Raw genomic sequence first — 15,052 nt, 5'->3', positions numbered from 1 at the left:
GTCCTTAAAACCTGATGGGGGTGTTGGGAACACGCGAGGCTTGTTGCTACCGGCGTAGGCCAGATGTTCTAAAGTAGCAATTTCCGAACCAGAGAGACGAACGTGCGTTTGAAGTGTAAGCGGTTGTCGCTATTTCATATAAATGCATGGCGTTCTGCCTGCTCATCGCCGTTGAGGTCTACGGGCACGGCGTTTTTCTGCAAGGCGGATCACTGGATAGCGGACAGGTGAAGCAGATTCGTAACGGCTCGGGCGTGCGAGCGGCGACGCAGTGAGTAGAAATGATCCTGTTTGGTGCGCTGCATTTCGAGCGCACCCTTCAGGTGCGTCAGCTCAGCAGGTCTTGGAGCGTGGCCAGACTGTCAGCTTCAGCCACCGGTTTGTCCTGTCGCCAGCGCAGCATGCGTGGGAACCGCACGGCAATGCCGCTCTTGTGGCGTTTGGACAGGGCGATACCTTCGAAGCCCAGTTCGAACACGAGCGTAGGCGTCACGCTGCTGACCGGGCCGAACTTCTCGACCGTGGTCTTGCGCACGATGGCGTCGACCTTGCGCATTTCTTCATCAGTCAGCCCGGAGTAGGCTTTGGCGAACGGCACGAGGGTGCGTTCGCTTGATTCGGGCGGACCGTCCCACACCGCGAAGGTGTAATCGCTGTACAGGCTGGCCCGCCGTCCATGGCCACGTTGTGCATAGATCAGTACCGCGTCCACGCTGAAAGGGTCGACCTTCCATTTCCACCACACGCCCATGTCCTTGGTCCGGCCGACGCCGTACAGCGAATCACGCGCCTTGAGCATCATGCCTTCGACGCCCAGGCTGCGGGACGCTTCGCGCTGGTTGGCCAGGTCCAGCCAATCCTTGCCGGTCAGTACTGGGGAGGGCAGCAGCACGTCGCTGCGCGCTTCGCCGATCAAGCGTTCAAGCTGCGCACGACGCTCGTGTTGCGGTCGGCTGCGCCAGTCGTGGCCTTCCCATTCAAGCAGGTCGTAAGCCAGGATCACGACCGGCACATCCGCGAGGATCTTCTTGCCCAGCGTCTTGCGCCCGATGCGCTGTTGCAGCAAGGCGAAAGGTTGAACCGACGGACTGGCCTGCGGTGCCTCGCTGTCCAGCGCAAACTCCGCTGTGCTGTCGGGTGTGGCGTCCGGCGCTTTCCAGACCACGATTTCGCCGTCGATGACGGTGCCGTCGGGCAGACACTGGACCAGGCTGTGCAGTTCGGGAAAGCGGTCGGTCACCAGTTCTTCCCCACGCGACCAGATCCACAATCGCCCGTCGCGTTTTACGAGTTGCGCACGAATGCCATCCCACTTCCATTCCACCTGCCAGTTCTCCGCAGCGCCCAGCAGTTCCTCGAACTGGTCGGCAGGCTGCTGCAGCGAGTGGGCGAGAAAAAACGGGTAGGGCTGGCCGCCACGCTGTGCATGTTCATCTTCCGACTCAGCGGCGATCAGTTTGAGATAACCCTCGGCGCTTGGCCGGTGCGAGAGGTCGGTGTAGCCCACCAGGCGTTGCGCGACCCGTTTGCTGTCGATGTCTGCCAGCGCGGCGAGGGCGCGAGTGACCAGCAGTTTCGAGACGCCCACCCGGAAGCTGCCGGTGATCAGCTTTATGCACACCATCAGGCTGCTTCGATCCAGTTGCGACCAGAACGCAGGTAAGCGTTCCGCCAGTTCTTCAGGCGGCAGGCCGCGCAATGGCAGCAGCTTTTCTTCCATCCACAGCGCCAGGCCTTGCTCGTTGCTGTGCTCGGCCTGTGGCAGCAGCAGGGAGAGGGTTTCCGCCAGATCACCAACCGCCTGATAGCTTTCCTCGAACAGCCATTCCGGCAGATGACCGAGCGTCATGGCCTGTTCACGCAGGATGCGGGTCGGCACCAATTGCCGAGGGCGTCCGCCGGACAAAAAATACACCGCCCAGGCGGCGTCCTGCGGATCTGCCTGTTCAAAATACTCGCGCATGGCTGCGAGCTTGGCGTTGCTCGAAGTGGTGGCGTCCAACCGGGTGTAAAGTTCGGCGAAGGCTTTCATGACTGTGCCTCGCCCGTGCTCTCCGGCTCCGCCTGCGCTGGGGTGTTTGAGTCGTCTTCATCGCCGTATTCGGTGGTAAAGCCTTGCGCGTCCAGCCCCAGTTCGCGCAGGTAGCGCACCAGCACGCCGACCGAACCGTGAGTGACCATCACCCGTTCCGCGCCGGTCTGTTCGATGGCCCACAACAGGCCCGGCCAGTCGGCGTGGTCGGACAGCACAAAGCCCCGATCCACACCGCGCCGACGTCGTGTACCGCGCAGCATCATCCAGCCACTGGCGAACGCATCGCTGTACTCGCCGAAGCGCTTCATCCAGCTGCTGCCGCCTGCCGATGGCGGGGCGAGAATCAGTGCCTGACGCAGGGCCGGGTCGGTTTTTTTGAAGTCACCTGCGTAGTGGGTTTCAGGGATTCGAATGCCGCCTTCACGGTACACGCGATTCAACGGCTCGACTGCGCCGTGCACCAATATCGGGCCGATGCTGGAGTCGATGCCGTGCAGGATGCGTTGCGCCTTGCCGAAGGAGTAGGCGAACAGCACGCTCGCCTTGCCCTGTTCGGCATTGGCGCGCCACCAGTCATTGATGCCCTCGAAAATCTGCGACTGCGGTGCCCATCGATAGATGGGCAGGCCGAAGGTCGATTCAGTGATGAAGGTGTGGCAACGCACCGGTTCGAAGGCGGCGCATGTGCCGTCGGGTTCGACTTTGTAATCGCCCGAGGCAACCCAGACTTCGCCCTCGTATTCCAGCCGCACCTGCGCCGAGCCCAGCACATGACCGGCCGGATGCAGGCTGAGCTTCACGCCGTGGTGGGTGATTTGCTCGCCGTACTCGAGGGTTTGCAGATTGATGTCCTGACCCAGGCGCGAGCGCAGAATCCCCTCGCCGCTGGCGGCCGACAGGTAACGCTCATTCCCGGTACGAGCGTGGTCGCCGTGCGCATGAGTAATCACCGCCCGCTCGACCGGACGCCAGGGGTCGATGTAGAAATCACCGGGTGGACAATACAAACCTTCGGGGCGCGCTACGACAAGATCCATGGGACAACCGTATGGATGGGCTTGTTAGCTATGAGCCGGTGCCGGGCGGGAAGTTCGTGGAGTTTTGGGACATGCGGGCCCTGATCGTTCCTCACGCTGCGCAGAATACCTGCGTGACCCGTTCCGATGGGAAACAGAGCAGTGCCGGGCTGCATGCCCACGCAAAGCGATGGGAACGATCATCGGCGTGTTCCTGCAACAGGACTTGTATAGAGCGATGAGCGCTGCGCGTGGGAGTGAATGCCGGGACGCTCCGCATCCCGGCCTGTGATGAGGACTGAGTGCGTTACTTGCCTGGCGTCAGTGTCAGACGCTGTTTGCCGTAGCCCTTTTCGTAGTTCGACTGCTGCAATGGCATCGACATGTATTGCGCCTTGAGCCAGGGCTCGATGCTGTTGGCGTAGTACGGGCTGGCCGGGTTGCCGGATTGGCCGGTGCTGATCAGGCCAGTCATGGGTTCCACCAGACTGAAGTCCACGATCATGCGCAGGCCCGGAGCCATGCGCGCATCGAAGCCTTTGCCCCATTCATAGCCGGACGCGTTGATGGTCGTGTGGTCGCCGCCCGCCGGAATGGCGCTGCGGTTGTATTCGACGCCGCCCATCTGCTTGATCAGCGGACTGCTCGCGGTCCAGTTGTCGCGATGCAGTTTGCCCCATTGCCAAGCCTTGTGATCGCTGCCCAGCAGGCTGTCGCCGCTGGTAACGGCTGCGGCCAGACTTCGCGCGAGAATCGCAGGCTTGTCTTCTTTCTGCGGGGTTTTGACGTCGTCCCAATAAGGGCTGTCGTCACGGCCCAGCAAGTGATCGGCCTGCGGCGAATAAGAAGAGCCGGCATTGGCGACCAGTGCCTGCCACGCCGGACTGGTTTCAGGACCCAGCTCATCAAGGAAAATCTGTCTGGCGCTTTCCTGCAGGAACAACTCATACAACGCAGCGTCAGCCGAGGTGGCGCTCAGCTTGCCGTCGAACGCCATCAGGCGGGTATAGGCTTCGCGTGCCTTGTTACGCTCGGCCTCCGGCAGCGTGTCGATGGCCTGTTTCAACGGTTTGCTCATGCCCGGCGCTTCGAACATGGACTTGAGTTTGGCGGCGAAAGTTGTGGTCTGGTCGTACTGCATGGCGACGGTGCTGCGCAGATCCTGCTTGCCGCTGTTGGCCAGTTCGGCAATCCGCTCGGCGCGCTCCGGGTTGCCCCACGAGTTGGAGAGCTGCATGCCATAGCCTTTCGGAATCGTGCGCTGGTTGGCTGTCGCGATCCAGCCCTGACGAGGGTCCTGGTCGTACGGGTGCAGCATCGAATCGGCAAAACCGTCCCAGTCGTACTTGCCCTCCCAGCCCGGCGAAGGCAGCAGGCCCTGGCCTTCACGACGGTTCGGGAAGCGACCCGTGACCTGCCAGCCGATGTTGGAGGCGTCGGCAAAGACCATGTTCAGGGTGATCGCCCGAATCTCGCGGCTGGTGTCGAATGCTTTTTCCACGTTGGGCGCACGTGACAGATCGAAGAAGGCGTCCAGCGTCTTGTCGTCCTTGAAGCTCGGCGTTTGCAGCGCCAGGCTCAGGCCGTTGCCGGGGGGTGTGGCGCTGGCGTTGAGCAACGCGCCGTGACGGGTCGCGTAAACCGTTTCGCGAACCGCGCGGTTGCCTTTGACCAGAAAGGTCTCATCGTGGGCGATGGCGGGTATCCATTTGCCGTCGGCCATGTAGGACACACGATTGCCTTCGCGTTTGATCTTCTCCAGGAACAGGTCCTGGTTGTCGCCTTTGACATTGCTCATGCTCCAGGCCAGCTTGCCGTTGAAGCCACTGAGCACCAGCGGCAGGCCGGCGATGGAGACGCCGGACACCTGATATTTCGGCGCACGGATCTGCACGAAGCTCCAGGCCGAGTTCAGACCGCCAGGAAACTGCATGTCGCTGGCCAACAGGCTTTTGCCACTGCGGCTGCGCTGCGGCGCGATGGCCCAGTTGCTCGAGGCGGCGACGCCCAGCATGTTCAGATCGGAGAGTTGCAGCGCGACCTTGTTCAGGTCGCTCAGGTCATTGACCTGGTTGTTGAGGTTCAGGCCTTTGAGCTTGTCAGCCTCGGCGAACGGCAATTCTTCATCGGGGTAGGTGGGCAGCAGCCAGGCCAGTTTGTCAGCCCCGACTTTCTGTGCGAGCACCAGCCCGGACAGTTCTTCCTGAAGATTGACCGACTGGCTGAAGTTGAGCAGGGCGAAAATCAGCGCCGAGTCTTCAGGTTTCCAGTACTCAGGCTTGTAGCCCGAGTTGGCGACATCGGCAGGCAGCTTGTCGCGATAGCGGAACAGGTAAGCGTTCACGCCGCGTGCATAGACGTCGAAGAAACGTTTGAGGCGTGGCGACGAGGCATTGTAGAGGTCGCTCGCGTTCTGCTTCAGATTGACCGAACGCATCAGGCGATCCACTTCCAGCGCATCGGGCCCCGCCATTTCCGACAGACGGCCCTGCGCCAACAGACGCATGCCGAGCATCTGGCTGATGCGATCTCCGGCATGCACATAGCCCAGCGTAAACAGCGCATCGTGATAGGTGCTGCTTTCAATCAGCGGCATGCCCATGCTGTTGCGTCGTACCGACACGTTCTGCGCCAGGCCTTTGAGCGCGAAAGTCCCGGAGGCCGGGAGCAGGGTGTCGTTATCACCGCCGCCCAGTTGGCAACCCGCCAGGCTCAGGAAACTCACCGCAGCGGCGGCAGCGCCAAATCGAGGCAGAAAATGTAGAAAGGCTGGCGAGGCCATGGGCAAGCTCCTGGAGGGGATATGTACAAAAGCCGCTACGTTAGTGAGCAGTCACTCGGCACGCAAGCAGGGAGGGCGAGTTATTTCAGGATTTTACAAAGAACGGCGTGCCAGCCTCGCCGGCAGCACGCGTGCAAGGCGTCAGGCTTTGGAAGGGTTGATCCGCTCGGCCAGCGCGTAAGCCCGTTTTGTGGCGTCGCGAGTGGCGATGCTTTCAAACCAGCGCCTGAGATGCGGGAAGTCGTTCAGATCCTGCTGCTGGTAGGTGTGTGGCACGATCCAGGGGTAGATCGCCATGTCCGCGATGCTGTAGTCGCTGCCTGCCACAAAGTCGCGATCAGCCAGACGTTTGTTCAGCACGCCATAAAGGCGGGCGGTTTCGTTGACGTAGCGCTCGATCGCGTAGGGGATCTTCTCTTTGGCGAAACGATTGAAGTGATGATTCTGCCCAGCCATCGGTCCCAGTCCTCCCATCTGCCAGAACAGCCATTGCGAGACTTCCTGACGACCGCGCAGATCGTTCGGTATGAAGCGTCCGGTCTTTTCGGCCAGATACAACAGAATGGCACCTGATTCGAACAGGCTCAGCGGTGCGCCACCGTCAGCCGGGTCGTGATCGACAATGGCCGGGATACGGTTGTTGGGGGAGATACTCAAGAAGTCGGGCTCGAACTGCTCGTTCTTGCCGATGTTTACCGGAAACACTTTATACGCCAGGCCGGACTCTTCCAGAAACAGGCTGATTTTGTGACCGTTGGGCGTGGTCCAGTAATGCAGGTCGATCATTGAGCGCTCCTTGTGGGTGATCGTGATCCTTCGTTTTACGCTTCCCTTGGCGCGTCGTACATATGAAAACGGCCTGCAATGCAGGCCGTTGGCAGAAAGGCCGGCAGGTTATGCGCCGTGGCATTTCTTGAATTTCTTGTCGCTGCCACATGGGCAAGGGTCGTTGCGACCTACGTCCTTCAACGTATTACGCACAGGCTCCTGATGGGCGTGACCGCAGTTCGGGCCATGAACGTGGCCGTGCTGGTGGTCGTGATGATCATGATCGTGGTTGCAATCAGGACCATGAACATGGGCTTGCTGGTTCATCGGGTTTACTCCGCAATTAAATCGACGCGCATTATCCCGCAAATGGCCGCTGACTGTATTGCGGTGTTTTTTTCTGGAAATAGTTGTCTTTTTTAAGCATGCTTACATCCGCGGCGCCAGACGTTCGCTTTAATTTTCTCAAGCGTTGTGAGACAGAGCTTATGAACAGACATGAACGTATCGCCCGCGCCATCGGCTTGAGTGGCAAAAAGAAGGGTGAAATTGCTGCCGCGTGTGGCGTGGCCAATTCAGCCGTCACGCAATGGGTGAGCGGCGAGAGCAAAAGCCTGCGCCCTGAAAATCTATATGCACTGGCCAAGGCCACGGGCTTTCGCGCCGAATGGCTTGCGATCGGCGAAGGGCCGGAGCGCGATTCGCCTCATGACGCCAACGTCGCGTTGATTGATCAGCCGAAAATGTCGTTCCGTTATCCGGTGATCAGTTGGGTCTCGGCGGGCTCGTGGGAAGAAGCCGTCGAGCCTTACCCGGAAGGTTTTTCCGACCGCTATGAGATTTCCGACTACGACTCCAAGGGACCGGCATTCTGGCTGGAGGTCAAAGGCGATTCCATGACCGCGCCGACCGGCGTTAGCGTACCTGAAGGAATGATGATTCTGGTGGACACCGAGGCCGATGTGCAGCCAGGCAAACTGGTCATTGCCAAACTGCCGGCCAGCAACGAGGCAACGTTCAAGAAACTGGTCGAAGACGGCGGCGTTCGCTATCTCAAACCCCTGAACCCTGCGTATCGAATGATCGAGTGCGGTGCCGACTGTCGCATAATCGGCGTGGCGGTACGGATGACCGGCAGGCTCTGAGCCTTGTCTGGCAAGGCCTGCGAGTCTTTTCTCGCCGACGCCGCGTCGATACTTTTCCTACATGCACCTTGCTGACTTCCTACGGCTGGAATACTGTATATAAATACAGTTATGCCAAGGAGGTTGTCATGGCTAGCGATCTGTATTCAGCAACAAACGCGTCCTTTTCCTACGAGCAGATCGGACGACGCATCCAGCGCATGGTGGCGTCGCCAGATGTGCAGAAGGTCCAGTTCATCACGGTTACCCGTCTTGATGGCGAGCCTTCCGAGATCTGGGACACCGTGCTTCAGGAAATCGAAGAAACCGAAGGTATTCAGGTTGATCGTCGGGAAGACGGTTCGGTTTGGATTGGCTGGAAGCGGTATATCGATGGCTGAAATGGCGGTTACTCGGTGCCTGGAAAGGGGTGAGTTGTCGATCACTCACAAGCTCGCCGGGTAATGGCACCCTGAACGCTCTGCGTCCTCACCTGGGCTCGCGAGCATTTTCCACCTGAGTTCTGTATCAAACGCGTTACGTTCAGCAAGCTTGACGATTTATTTAAGCATGCTTAAATTTGATCTCAATCCTGAAACTCGACAGTGCGTAAACCTCATCATCTTTTGTACGGAGTCAGGCTCATGGAGCTTTTGAGTGGCTTGGTAGACAGATTCGAATGGCTGGTGGCAGGTCTGGTCGGTGCCATCATTTCCGGCTGGTGGCACAAGGCAAGTCTCATCGACGTGCGCGGCTGGTTGGTGTTTTTGATCACCGGTGTCGCCTGCGCAGTGTTTCTGACCGGCATCGCCAGCAATTATCTGGGGGTGGACGAGCCTCGCAACATCACCGGTATCGGCTTCCTGCTGGGCTCTTTCGGGGGATCGCTGATCGCGGCCATCAACCGCGCGCTGTGGGCGGCAGACATCTGGAAGTTTCTGATGGAGCTGGTCAAAGGCAGGTTGGGAGGCTAGCGCTGAGGTATCAGCGCCTGTGGATCAATTCTTCAGGCGCTACATCACCCGAGCGGCCTATTCGAATGGTGTTCCTGAACAGCAGTCCCGTCTTGAGCTTGCCTTCGAGCCGGTAGTGAATGCTCTCGTCGGGCTTCTTCAACAACTGGGCAAGGTATTTTGCATGCCGCCAGAGGTTGGTACGGATGGGGACCACGAAGGTCCTGCGGCTGTGGGCATCGACGAAAAACCAGTCGTTGGACCTGTCGTCGACCAGCACCACGTCATTGAGACTGATCCTGTACTGAAGTGCCCGGACCAGAACACGCGAGTCGTTGGGGTTATCAATCTCGAAGTGCAGCTTGAAATCCTGTTGCGTAAGCCTGGCCTTGACGACCTGAACCTTCAGCAAATGCACTTCCGGGTCCTGAAAACTGTCAAAACTCCAGACCGAGCATCCCGTGAGCCCAAGCATGAGCAGCGCAAGGCTTAGTGTTCTTGTAATGTGCGCCTGAGAAAACATGAGGTTGCTCCGTAAGAGGCCCGAGTTTAGCAATTTGACGGGCAGGGGTAACCTGCTTGTTCCAGGGTTCGGGGCTGCGCCATACTTTGTTCACGTGCTGACGGGTGTACCGAATGAGTCGTTATGAGATCGTCTTCGACGGCAGTTTGGTCGAAGGTGCCCAGCCTGAGAGGGTCAAAGCCAATCTGGGAAAGCTGTTCCAGGCAGACGAGTCGCGTCTGGAGTTATTGTTTTCGGGGCGACGATTGGTCCTCAAGAACAACCTTGATGAGCAAACCGCCGAAAAGTATCGCGCCACGCTGGAGCGCGCGGGGGCTGTCGCCAGGGTTGTCATGATGAAACCCCCGGCGCCGCAACCCGAGCAAGCCGCGCGGCCTGTGGAAACGCTGCCCGCCGCTGAGACACAGGAGATGGAGGAAGTCGAACTGGCCCGCCCGCCCGATGAGCCCACCTGGCTGCGCAAGACGCCAGTGCGCCCCGGTCGCCTGCAGATCAAGCCGCGGGACGCGTACATGGCCGCCTTCTCCGATGTTGATGCGCCGGACTATTCCGTGGCCGAGGCGGGCAGCGATATGCAGGATCCCAAGCCCGAGCCGGTCGTACCGCAACTGGACCTGTCCAGGCTCAGCGTTGCGCCAGTGGGCAGCGACATGGGACAGGCCCCACGCGCCAGTACCCGCGCCGCGCCGGACACCTCGCACCTGAAACTGGACTGACGCAGCCGCGCTACTTCAGTCTTCTGTCATCTGGCCGATCCCCTGAAACGGAATTGTTTTCAATCAGCCCTGTCACTTTCGGCGTTTCGCCCGGCTAACAGGCATTGAGAATATTCCAGCCAGGAGTTGCCCGATGTCCCGTTCGTTAGACACCCTTTTGCGCCCCAGCATGTTGGCGATGGCCATTGCCCTCTGTACACCGTTGGCCAGCCCCTTGCTGATGGCGGCGCAACAGGCTGCCGGCGTTCAATCCTACGACCTGCCGTCCGCGCCTCTGGCGACGGCCTTGAACCAGATTGCCAGCCAGAGCGGCCTGGCGCTGAGCCTCGATCCTGCGCTGGCTGCCGGAAAATCCAGTGCGCCGGTCAAAGGCCAGTTCGACGCCGCCGGTGCCTTGCGTGAAGCGTTGCGCGGCAGCGGCCTGCAACTGGTGCAGAGCAACGCCGGGACTTACACGCTGATGGCAATGGAAGAGGGCACACTGAACCTGTCGGACGTGACCATCAATGCACGCGCTTCGGCTGCCGAGGGTTCTGAAACCGCCGGTTATCGCAGCGAGAACGTCAGCAGCGTTGGTGCGTTGGGTGGCATGAAGCTTCAGGATGCGCCGTATTCCATCAGTGTGACGCCGCAGGCGTTGCTGAAGAACATTCAGGCGACCTCGCTGGACGACGTCATCAAGCACAACCCGTTCACCCAGATGTACTCCCCGACCAGCGCCGGTTATGCCAGCGCAGTCAACATCCGAGGGTTCAGCAGCGCGGGCAGTCTGAACATTGCCAACGACGGTCTGCGCTTCACCAACGGTGCCGACGGCAGCAACTACCTGGAAGAAATGGAGCAACTGGAAGTCATTACCGGCCTGACCGGTTTCCTTTATGGTCCTGCGTCACCAGGCGGTCTGGTCAACTACGTGATCAAGCGCCCGACCTATGATCGCTACAACAGTGTGACCCTGGGCAATGCCGGTGGCGACAACTACTACCTGCATGGCGACTTCGGCGGCCCGATCGACAGCGAGGGCCAGTTCGCCTATCGCCTCAACGTGTTGACTCAGGATGGCGAAACCGCCGTCGATCTGAACAAGCGTCGCCGCGAAATGATCTCGCTGGCGCTGGACTGGAATGTCTCCGACGACCTGCTGGTGCAGTTCGACGCCTCGCATAAAAAGACTCAGATTCGCGGCCTGACCAGCTACTGGTTTTTCGGCGACCAATCCCTGCGCCCGAGCGCCGCTTCGCTGGATAACGACAGGCTGTACAGCCAGAAATGGTCGTTTTCGGATTACGAATCGGACAAGGCAGGCGTGCGGGCCAAGTGGCGTCTGAATGACACCTTTACCCTGCGCGCTGCTTTCGCTGCTCAGGAGTACACCAGCGAAAACACCTACACAGGCCCTACGGTCTACAGCGCCGGGCTTTACTCGCAGCCGCTCTACGCCTTCGCGCCCATCGACACCGAAGAAAAGACCGGCTCGCTGTTTCTCGACGCGGCGTTTGATACCGGTTTCCTCGAGCACAAGGTCACGATGGGCTATCAGGGCAACACGTCCCGCCAGAAACAGTATGAAGACCACATTCCTTACACACCTGCTCAGCCCGGCCCGCAGTACACCTCGCCGGTGGGAACCATCCCGTTCGACCAGACCCCGCAGGTCGGCAAGCCGGCTTATTCCATCGGGCATGGCAATCAGCGGCTGGCCAACAGCACCGAAAGTAATAACTTCCTGATCGGTGACATCATCACGTTTAACGAACAGTGGTCGACGATCCTCGGCGTGACCCACACCCAGATCAAGACTTATGCCAACGAGTTCGTCTACGCCAGAGCCTTTGGCTCGGCGGAAACCGAAACGAAGTACAACGAAAGCAAGACCTCGCCCAACATCTCGCTGGTTTACAAGCCAGTGCCGTGGCTGACCACCTACGCAACGTACATCGAAGGGCTGCAGTCGGGCGGCATCGCGCCGAGCGGCACCGCCAACGCGGGTCAGGCGTTTGCGCCGGAAGTCAGTGAACAGTACGAAATCGGTGCCAAGGCGACACTGGGCGAAACGCTGTTCACCCTGGCCCTGTTCAACATCGAAAAGCCCAATGGCTATACCACCGGCTCGAACATTTACGTGGTGGACGGGCGACAGGAAAACAACGGCCTGGAGTTCAGCGTGACCGGCAAGGTCATCCCCGAACTGACGCTGGTGGGCGGCTTCACGCTGCTGGATCCGAAGATCAAGAAAACCGGCGTCGCGGCGGATGAAGGCAATGCGCCGACCAACGTCGCCAAGCAACTGGCCAAGGTCTACGCCGAGTACGACATCAATCAGGTGCCGGGCCTGGCCATGACCGGTGGCGCGTTCTACACCGGCAAGCAGTACACCGACCAAAGCAACGAAAACGACCTGCCGTCGTTCACCACCTTCGACGCGGGCGCCCGCTACCGGATGCGCGTTTCGGAAAATGACCTGACCTTGCGGTTGAACGTCAGCAACCTGGCCAACAAGGAATACTGGCTTAACAGCAGCTACCTGGGCGATCCACGAACCGTGGCGTTCTCGGCGCAGCTGGAGTTTTGAGGGGGCTCGGGTGAGCCTGTGTCCTGAGAGGTCTGCGATCAGGACCATGTGTGCAAGCCCGTTTCCCGCTTTGGGCTCATCGTTGCATGCAAGTCTGGACGATGCGCAAAACGGGGCCAGGACCAAAGTGTCTGACTGAATGCATACCCCGTGGGAGGCGGCTTGCCGGCAATGGCGTCAGTTCAGCCACTTATGTGTCGCTTCGGAAAAAGCATCGCCGGCAAGCCGCCTCCCACAAGATCGCACTTCCCTCAGTAAATATCGTTTTGGCCCCGTCTCGTGTTCCTGTCGGGCTCAACTACCCGATGTACGCCGAGCAGCACTTCTTGAACTTCTGCTCGCTGCCGCAAGGACAGGCATCGTTGCGCCCGGCCTTGAGCGGTACGGTGGAGTCGATGAAATACCAGCGGCCCTGATTCTGCACGAACGATGAGCGTTCCTTGTGGCTGTGTTCGCCATTGCCGTCATGCCAGCGTGCGGTAAAGGTCACGAAGGCGTGTTCGGGCTTGCCGCCGAACACCTCGGCACTTTCCACTTCAAGACCCAGCCAGGTGCTTTGCGCACTCCATTGAGCAATCGCTTCGCGGTCCAGCCCGCTTTGCTGCGCAGGCAGTGTGGTCTGAACCAGATAATCGGTCAGCCCCAGCACATAGGCGCTGTAGCGCGAACGCATCAGCTTTTCCGCGCACGGCGCAGGCTGCCCCGCGTGGTAATGCCCGCAGCAGGCCAGCAACAGATCGCCGCTGCCACAGGGGCAAATGGCACTACTCATGATTCACCACCAATACTTTCCAAAATTTTCAGGGTTGGCCCAGTACTTCGCGTTCAGCCAGTCCGGCACCTGCTTGTATTCGCGCAGGTCGTAGGTAAACAGGTTCAGGACCTGCTCATCGCGGGCGAAGCGTTCGCTGGCTTGCAGGGCCAGCGAGAAGAAGTCGGTTTCCTGCCAGCCACAGGCTTTCAGATCCGCCAGCACAGCAATGCGGCTGGCGTTAAGGTTGCGGATGCCGCCCAGCAATTCCAGCCCGCTGCGCTTGGGCATGTGCTCCAGGCAATCGACTACCAGCGCCAGATCAAATCGCTGCGCAGCCAGATGCGGGGGCAGAAGGCCGGGCTCGGCCAGCGACACTTCGGTCTGCGGGTGCGCGTCCTGGAAAGCCTGCAAGGCAGGAAACGCCTGCGCGCCGATCAACAGCAGACGCGCTGGCGCGTAGCGGTCGAGCAATGCGGCCAGCGCCTGCTGGGGCGTACGGGTGGAAAAACCGACGGTCATCGAAAATCCTCTGATTGACTGACAAGACTAGCTTGCCCGAAGGGTGCTGAAAAGCGCCGTTCCTGCCCTATGAAGGGCCGCGTGTGCGACAAACGTGTGATGATTTGAAACAGGTTTCAGGCTATATGTGTCAGGACCGCATGTTTTTTCACGCGCCGCTGGCATATTCAGTGGGCAGGACGTCTACTGTGCGGCGACGAAAAGCGTGCGAAGAATTCGCTTTCGTCATCAGGATCATGATCAAGGGGCATGCGATGAAGTTGTTCTGGGGGTTGGGAAAGCTGTTGATGCTGGGCTTCTGGCTGGTGGTGCTGGCCAATGCGCTGGTCGAAGCGCCCAGCCCGTTCGGTGTGATGATCGATATGGCAGGCAGTCTGGTGCTGCTCACTCATTTGCTGGAGCTGATCCTGTTCAACGGCAGCCTGCGCGGTCGAAAGCACCCTTGGCGTGACAGGGGCAAAATCATTCTGTTCGGCATCTTTCATGTCCAATCCATCGGCCGTCCGGCTTCGGGGCACACCCATGCGTAATCTTGTTCTACTGGCAGCACTGTTCAGCCCGCTCGCCATGGCCCAGGCCATTATCGTTGCACCGCATTCCCTGATGCGCCTGCCCGGCAACAGCAGCGTGCTGCAGGTCGAGCGTCTGGAAGTGTCCGACTACGGCACTCTGCTGATCCCGGCGGGCATCGATGACGTCAGGATCGGCCAGTTGGTGCTCGGTCACGAAGCGCGCATCGCCATCGTTCCAGGCGTACAAACCTTCAAGCTGGTGGTGGATCGGGGTGAGTTCGGCGACGGCAGCCAGATCACGGCGCGCGGTGCGCCGGGCACGTTCGAAAAACCTGCTCTGCCGGGTCGTAACCTGGCCTTGCGAGTGAACAGCATCAGTGCCGAACAACTGTCGATCGATGCCCGCGGCGGTGCCGGTGGTCCGGGCTATTTCGGCCTCGATGGTGGTACGGGCGAAGAGCCGGGCTGCACCTGGGGCCAGGCCGGACGCGGTCATAACGGCGACAATGGCGGCAATGGCCACGACGGCGCAGCAGGCGCACAGGTTCGTCTCGAATTGCCGTACAGCTTTGCGGCCGAGCGGATCAAGGTCAATGTCGAAGGCGGAGCACCGGGCAAAGGCGGTGAGGGCGGCAAGGCGGGTAAAGGTGGTGCGTCAAAAGGCTGCATCGTCTATCGCGCCGATGGCGGCAAGGCAGGCAGATCGGGCGAGCCCGGCCAGCCAGGCGTCGCGGGACCGGCCGGTGCGCTGATCCTGCAACGCTTGTAAACCATTCTC

15 protein-coding genes are annotated in these 15,052 nt (G+C 60.0%); 7 read left to right on the top strand and 8 right to left on the bottom strand.

The window, feature by feature from the left end:
- Positions 1-328 precede the first annotated feature (328 nt).
- The 5 genes from JTJ32_RS19765 to JTJ32_RS19745 all read right to left on the bottom strand — a co-directional run bounded on the left by JTJ32_RS19765 (position 329) and on the right by JTJ32_RS19745 (position 6,928).
- The gene (locus tag JTJ32_RS19765) at positions 329-2,032 is read right to left on the bottom strand and encodes an ATP-dependent DNA ligase (protein WP_184320801.1); all 1,704 of its coding nucleotides are present in this window, start codon (positions 2,030-2,032) and stop codon (positions 329-331) included.
- Positions 2,029-3,072, bottom strand: a complete 1,044-nt coding sequence (locus tag JTJ32_RS19760; protein ID WP_184320798.1) for a ligase-associated DNA damage response exonuclease — start codon at positions 3,070-3,072, stop codon at positions 2,029-2,031. The genes JTJ32_RS19765 and JTJ32_RS19760 overlap by 4 nt, the downstream gene beginning before the upstream one ends.
- Before the next feature lie 286 nt (positions 3,073-3,358).
- Positions 3,359-5,833, bottom strand: coding sequence for a penicillin acylase family protein (locus JTJ32_RS19755; protein WP_210043043.1), 2,475 nt, complete (start codon positions 5,831-5,833; stop codon positions 3,359-3,361).
- A 141-nt stretch (positions 5,834-5,974) separates the two neighbouring features.
- Entirely contained in the window at positions 5,975-6,619 is a 645-nt protein-coding gene (locus JTJ32_RS19750) for a glutathione binding-like protein (protein WP_184320792.1), read from the bottom strand.
- Between the two features lie 108 nt (positions 6,620-6,727).
- On the bottom strand, positions 6,728-6,928 hold the full coding sequence (locus tag JTJ32_RS19745) for an SEC-C metal-binding domain-containing protein (RefSeq protein WP_005764888.1): 201 nt from the start codon (positions 6,926-6,928) through the stop codon (positions 6,728-6,730).
- Positions 6,929-7,089: 161 nt separating this feature from the next.
- Between JTJ32_RS19745 and JTJ32_RS19740 the strand changes: the two genes are divergently transcribed.
- From JTJ32_RS19740 to JTJ32_RS19730, 3 genes are all read left to right on the top strand, one after another.
- Entirely contained in the window at positions 7,090-7,746 is a 657-nt protein-coding gene (locus tag JTJ32_RS19740) for a LexA family protein (protein ID WP_099226092.1), read from the top strand.
- 128 nt (positions 7,747-7,874) lie between these two features.
- Positions 7,875-8,126 (top strand): DUF1654 domain-containing protein, encoded by a 252-nt coding sequence (locus tag JTJ32_RS19735; protein ID WP_099226091.1) that lies wholly within the window; start codon positions 7,875-7,877, stop codon positions 8,124-8,126.
- Positions 8,127-8,369: 243 nt separating this feature from the next.
- Positions 8,370-8,699 carry an MFS transporter gene (locus JTJ32_RS19730; RefSeq protein WP_184320789.1) on the top strand — a complete coding sequence of 110 codons (330 nt, stop codon included), beginning with the start codon at positions 8,370-8,372 and terminating at the stop codon, positions 8,697-8,699.
- 10 nt (positions 8,700-8,709) lie between these two features.
- On the opposite strand, the gene JTJ32_RS19725 is transcribed toward JTJ32_RS19730, so the two are convergent.
- Positions 8,710-9,201 (bottom strand): LEA/WHy family protein, encoded by a 492-nt coding sequence (locus JTJ32_RS19725; RefSeq protein WP_099226089.1) that lies wholly within the window; start codon positions 9,199-9,201, stop codon positions 8,710-8,712.
- A gap of 113 nt (positions 9,202-9,314) precedes the next feature.
- On the opposite strand from JTJ32_RS19725, the gene JTJ32_RS19720 reads away from it, so the two are divergent.
- A complete protein-coding gene (locus JTJ32_RS19720) occupies positions 9,315-9,917 on the top strand; it encodes a hypothetical protein (protein ID WP_210043042.1) in 603 nt (200 codons plus the stop codon).
- 133 nt (positions 9,918-10,050) lie between these two features.
- Entirely contained in the window at positions 10,051-12,489 is a 2,439-nt protein-coding gene (locus tag JTJ32_RS19715) for a TonB-dependent receptor (RefSeq protein WP_210043041.1), read from the top strand.
- Positions 12,490-12,787: 298 nt separating this feature from the next.
- On the opposite strand, the gene JTJ32_RS19710 is transcribed toward JTJ32_RS19715, so the two are convergent.
- Positions 12,788-13,261: a YchJ family protein gene (locus JTJ32_RS19710; RefSeq protein WP_210043040.1), complete on the bottom strand. Its 474-nt coding sequence runs from the start codon at positions 13,259-13,261 to the stop codon at positions 12,788-12,790.
- Between the two features lie 3 nt (positions 13,262-13,264).
- A complete protein-coding gene (locus tag JTJ32_RS19705; RefSeq protein ID WP_099226086.1) occupies positions 13,265-13,762 on the bottom strand; it encodes a DUF6231 family protein in 498 nt (165 codons plus the stop codon).
- Positions 13,763-14,016: 254 nt separating this feature from the next.
- On the opposite strand from JTJ32_RS19705, the gene JTJ32_RS19700 reads away from it, so the two are divergent.
- Positions 14,017-14,292, top strand: a complete 276-nt coding sequence (locus JTJ32_RS19700; protein WP_099226473.1) for a DUF1145 domain-containing protein — start codon at positions 14,017-14,019, stop codon at positions 14,290-14,292.
- Complete coding sequence (locus JTJ32_RS19695) at positions 14,285-15,043, top strand: collagen-like protein (RefSeq protein ID WP_210043039.1); 759 nt, start codon at positions 14,285-14,287, stop codon at positions 15,041-15,043. Before JTJ32_RS19700 ends, JTJ32_RS19695 begins: the two co-directional genes overlap by 8 nt.
- Positions 15,044-15,052 lie beyond the last annotated feature (9 nt).

Source organism: Pseudomonas alliivorans (genome assembly GCF_017826695.1).
Taxonomy (GTDB): domain Bacteria; phylum Pseudomonadota; class Gammaproteobacteria; order Pseudomonadales; family Pseudomonadaceae; genus Aquipseudomonas; species Aquipseudomonas alliivorans.
This window is presented reverse-complemented; position numbering and strand designations above follow the sequence as displayed.

What these genes read in the sequence shown, in the direction of transcription:
- JTJ32_RS19695 (WP_210043039.1), top strand. Translation starts at nt 14,285, where the DNA reads ATGCGTAATCTTGTTCTACTGGCAGCACTGTTCAGCCCGCTCGCCATG.
- JTJ32_RS19745 (WP_005764888.1), bottom strand. Translation starts at nt 6,928, where the DNA reads ATGAACCAGCAAGCCCATGTTCATGGTCCTGATTGCAACCACGATCAT.
- JTJ32_RS19735 (WP_099226091.1), top strand. Translation starts at nt 7,875, where the DNA reads ATGGCTAGCGATCTGTATTCAGCAACAAACGCGTCCTTTTCCTACGAG.
- JTJ32_RS19705 (WP_099226086.1), bottom strand. Translation starts at nt 13,762, where the DNA reads ATGACCGTCGGTTTTTCCACCCGTACGCCCCAGCAGGCGCTGGCCGCA.
- JTJ32_RS19725 (WP_099226089.1), bottom strand. Translation starts at nt 9,201, where the DNA reads ATGTTTTCTCAGGCGCACATTACAAGAACACTAAGCCTTGCGCTGCTC.
- JTJ32_RS19700 (WP_099226473.1), top strand. Translation starts at nt 14,017, where the DNA reads ATGAAGTTGTTCTGGGGGTTGGGAAAGCTGTTGATGCTGGGCTTCTGG.
- JTJ32_RS19710 (WP_210043040.1), bottom strand. Translation starts at nt 13,261, where the DNA reads ATGAGTAGTGCCATTTGCCCCTGTGGCAGCGGCGATCTGTTGCTGGCC.
- JTJ32_RS19740 (WP_099226092.1), top strand. Translation starts at nt 7,090, where the DNA reads ATGAACAGACATGAACGTATCGCCCGCGCCATCGGCTTGAGTGGCAAA.
- JTJ32_RS19765 (WP_184320801.1), bottom strand. Translation starts at nt 2,032, where the DNA reads ATGAAAGCCTTCGCCGAACTTTACACCCGGTTGGACGCCACCACTTCG.
- JTJ32_RS19720 (WP_210043042.1), top strand. Translation starts at nt 9,315, where the DNA reads ATGAGTCGTTATGAGATCGTCTTCGACGGCAGTTTGGTCGAAGGTGCC.
- JTJ32_RS19730 (WP_184320789.1), top strand. Translation starts at nt 8,370, where the DNA reads ATGGAGCTTTTGAGTGGCTTGGTAGACAGATTCGAATGGCTGGTGGCA.
- JTJ32_RS19715 (WP_210043041.1), top strand. Translation starts at nt 10,051, where the DNA reads ATGTCCCGTTCGTTAGACACCCTTTTGCGCCCCAGCATGTTGGCGATG.
- JTJ32_RS19750 (WP_184320792.1), bottom strand. Translation starts at nt 6,619, where the DNA reads ATGATCGACCTGCATTACTGGACCACGCCCAACGGTCACAAAATCAGC.
- JTJ32_RS19755 (WP_210043043.1), bottom strand. Translation starts at nt 5,833, where the DNA reads ATGGCCTCGCCAGCCTTTCTACATTTTCTGCCTCGATTTGGCGCTGCC.
- JTJ32_RS19760 (WP_184320798.1), bottom strand. Translation starts at nt 3,072, where the DNA reads ATGGATCTTGTCGTAGCGCGCCCCGAAGGTTTGTATTGTCCACCCGGT.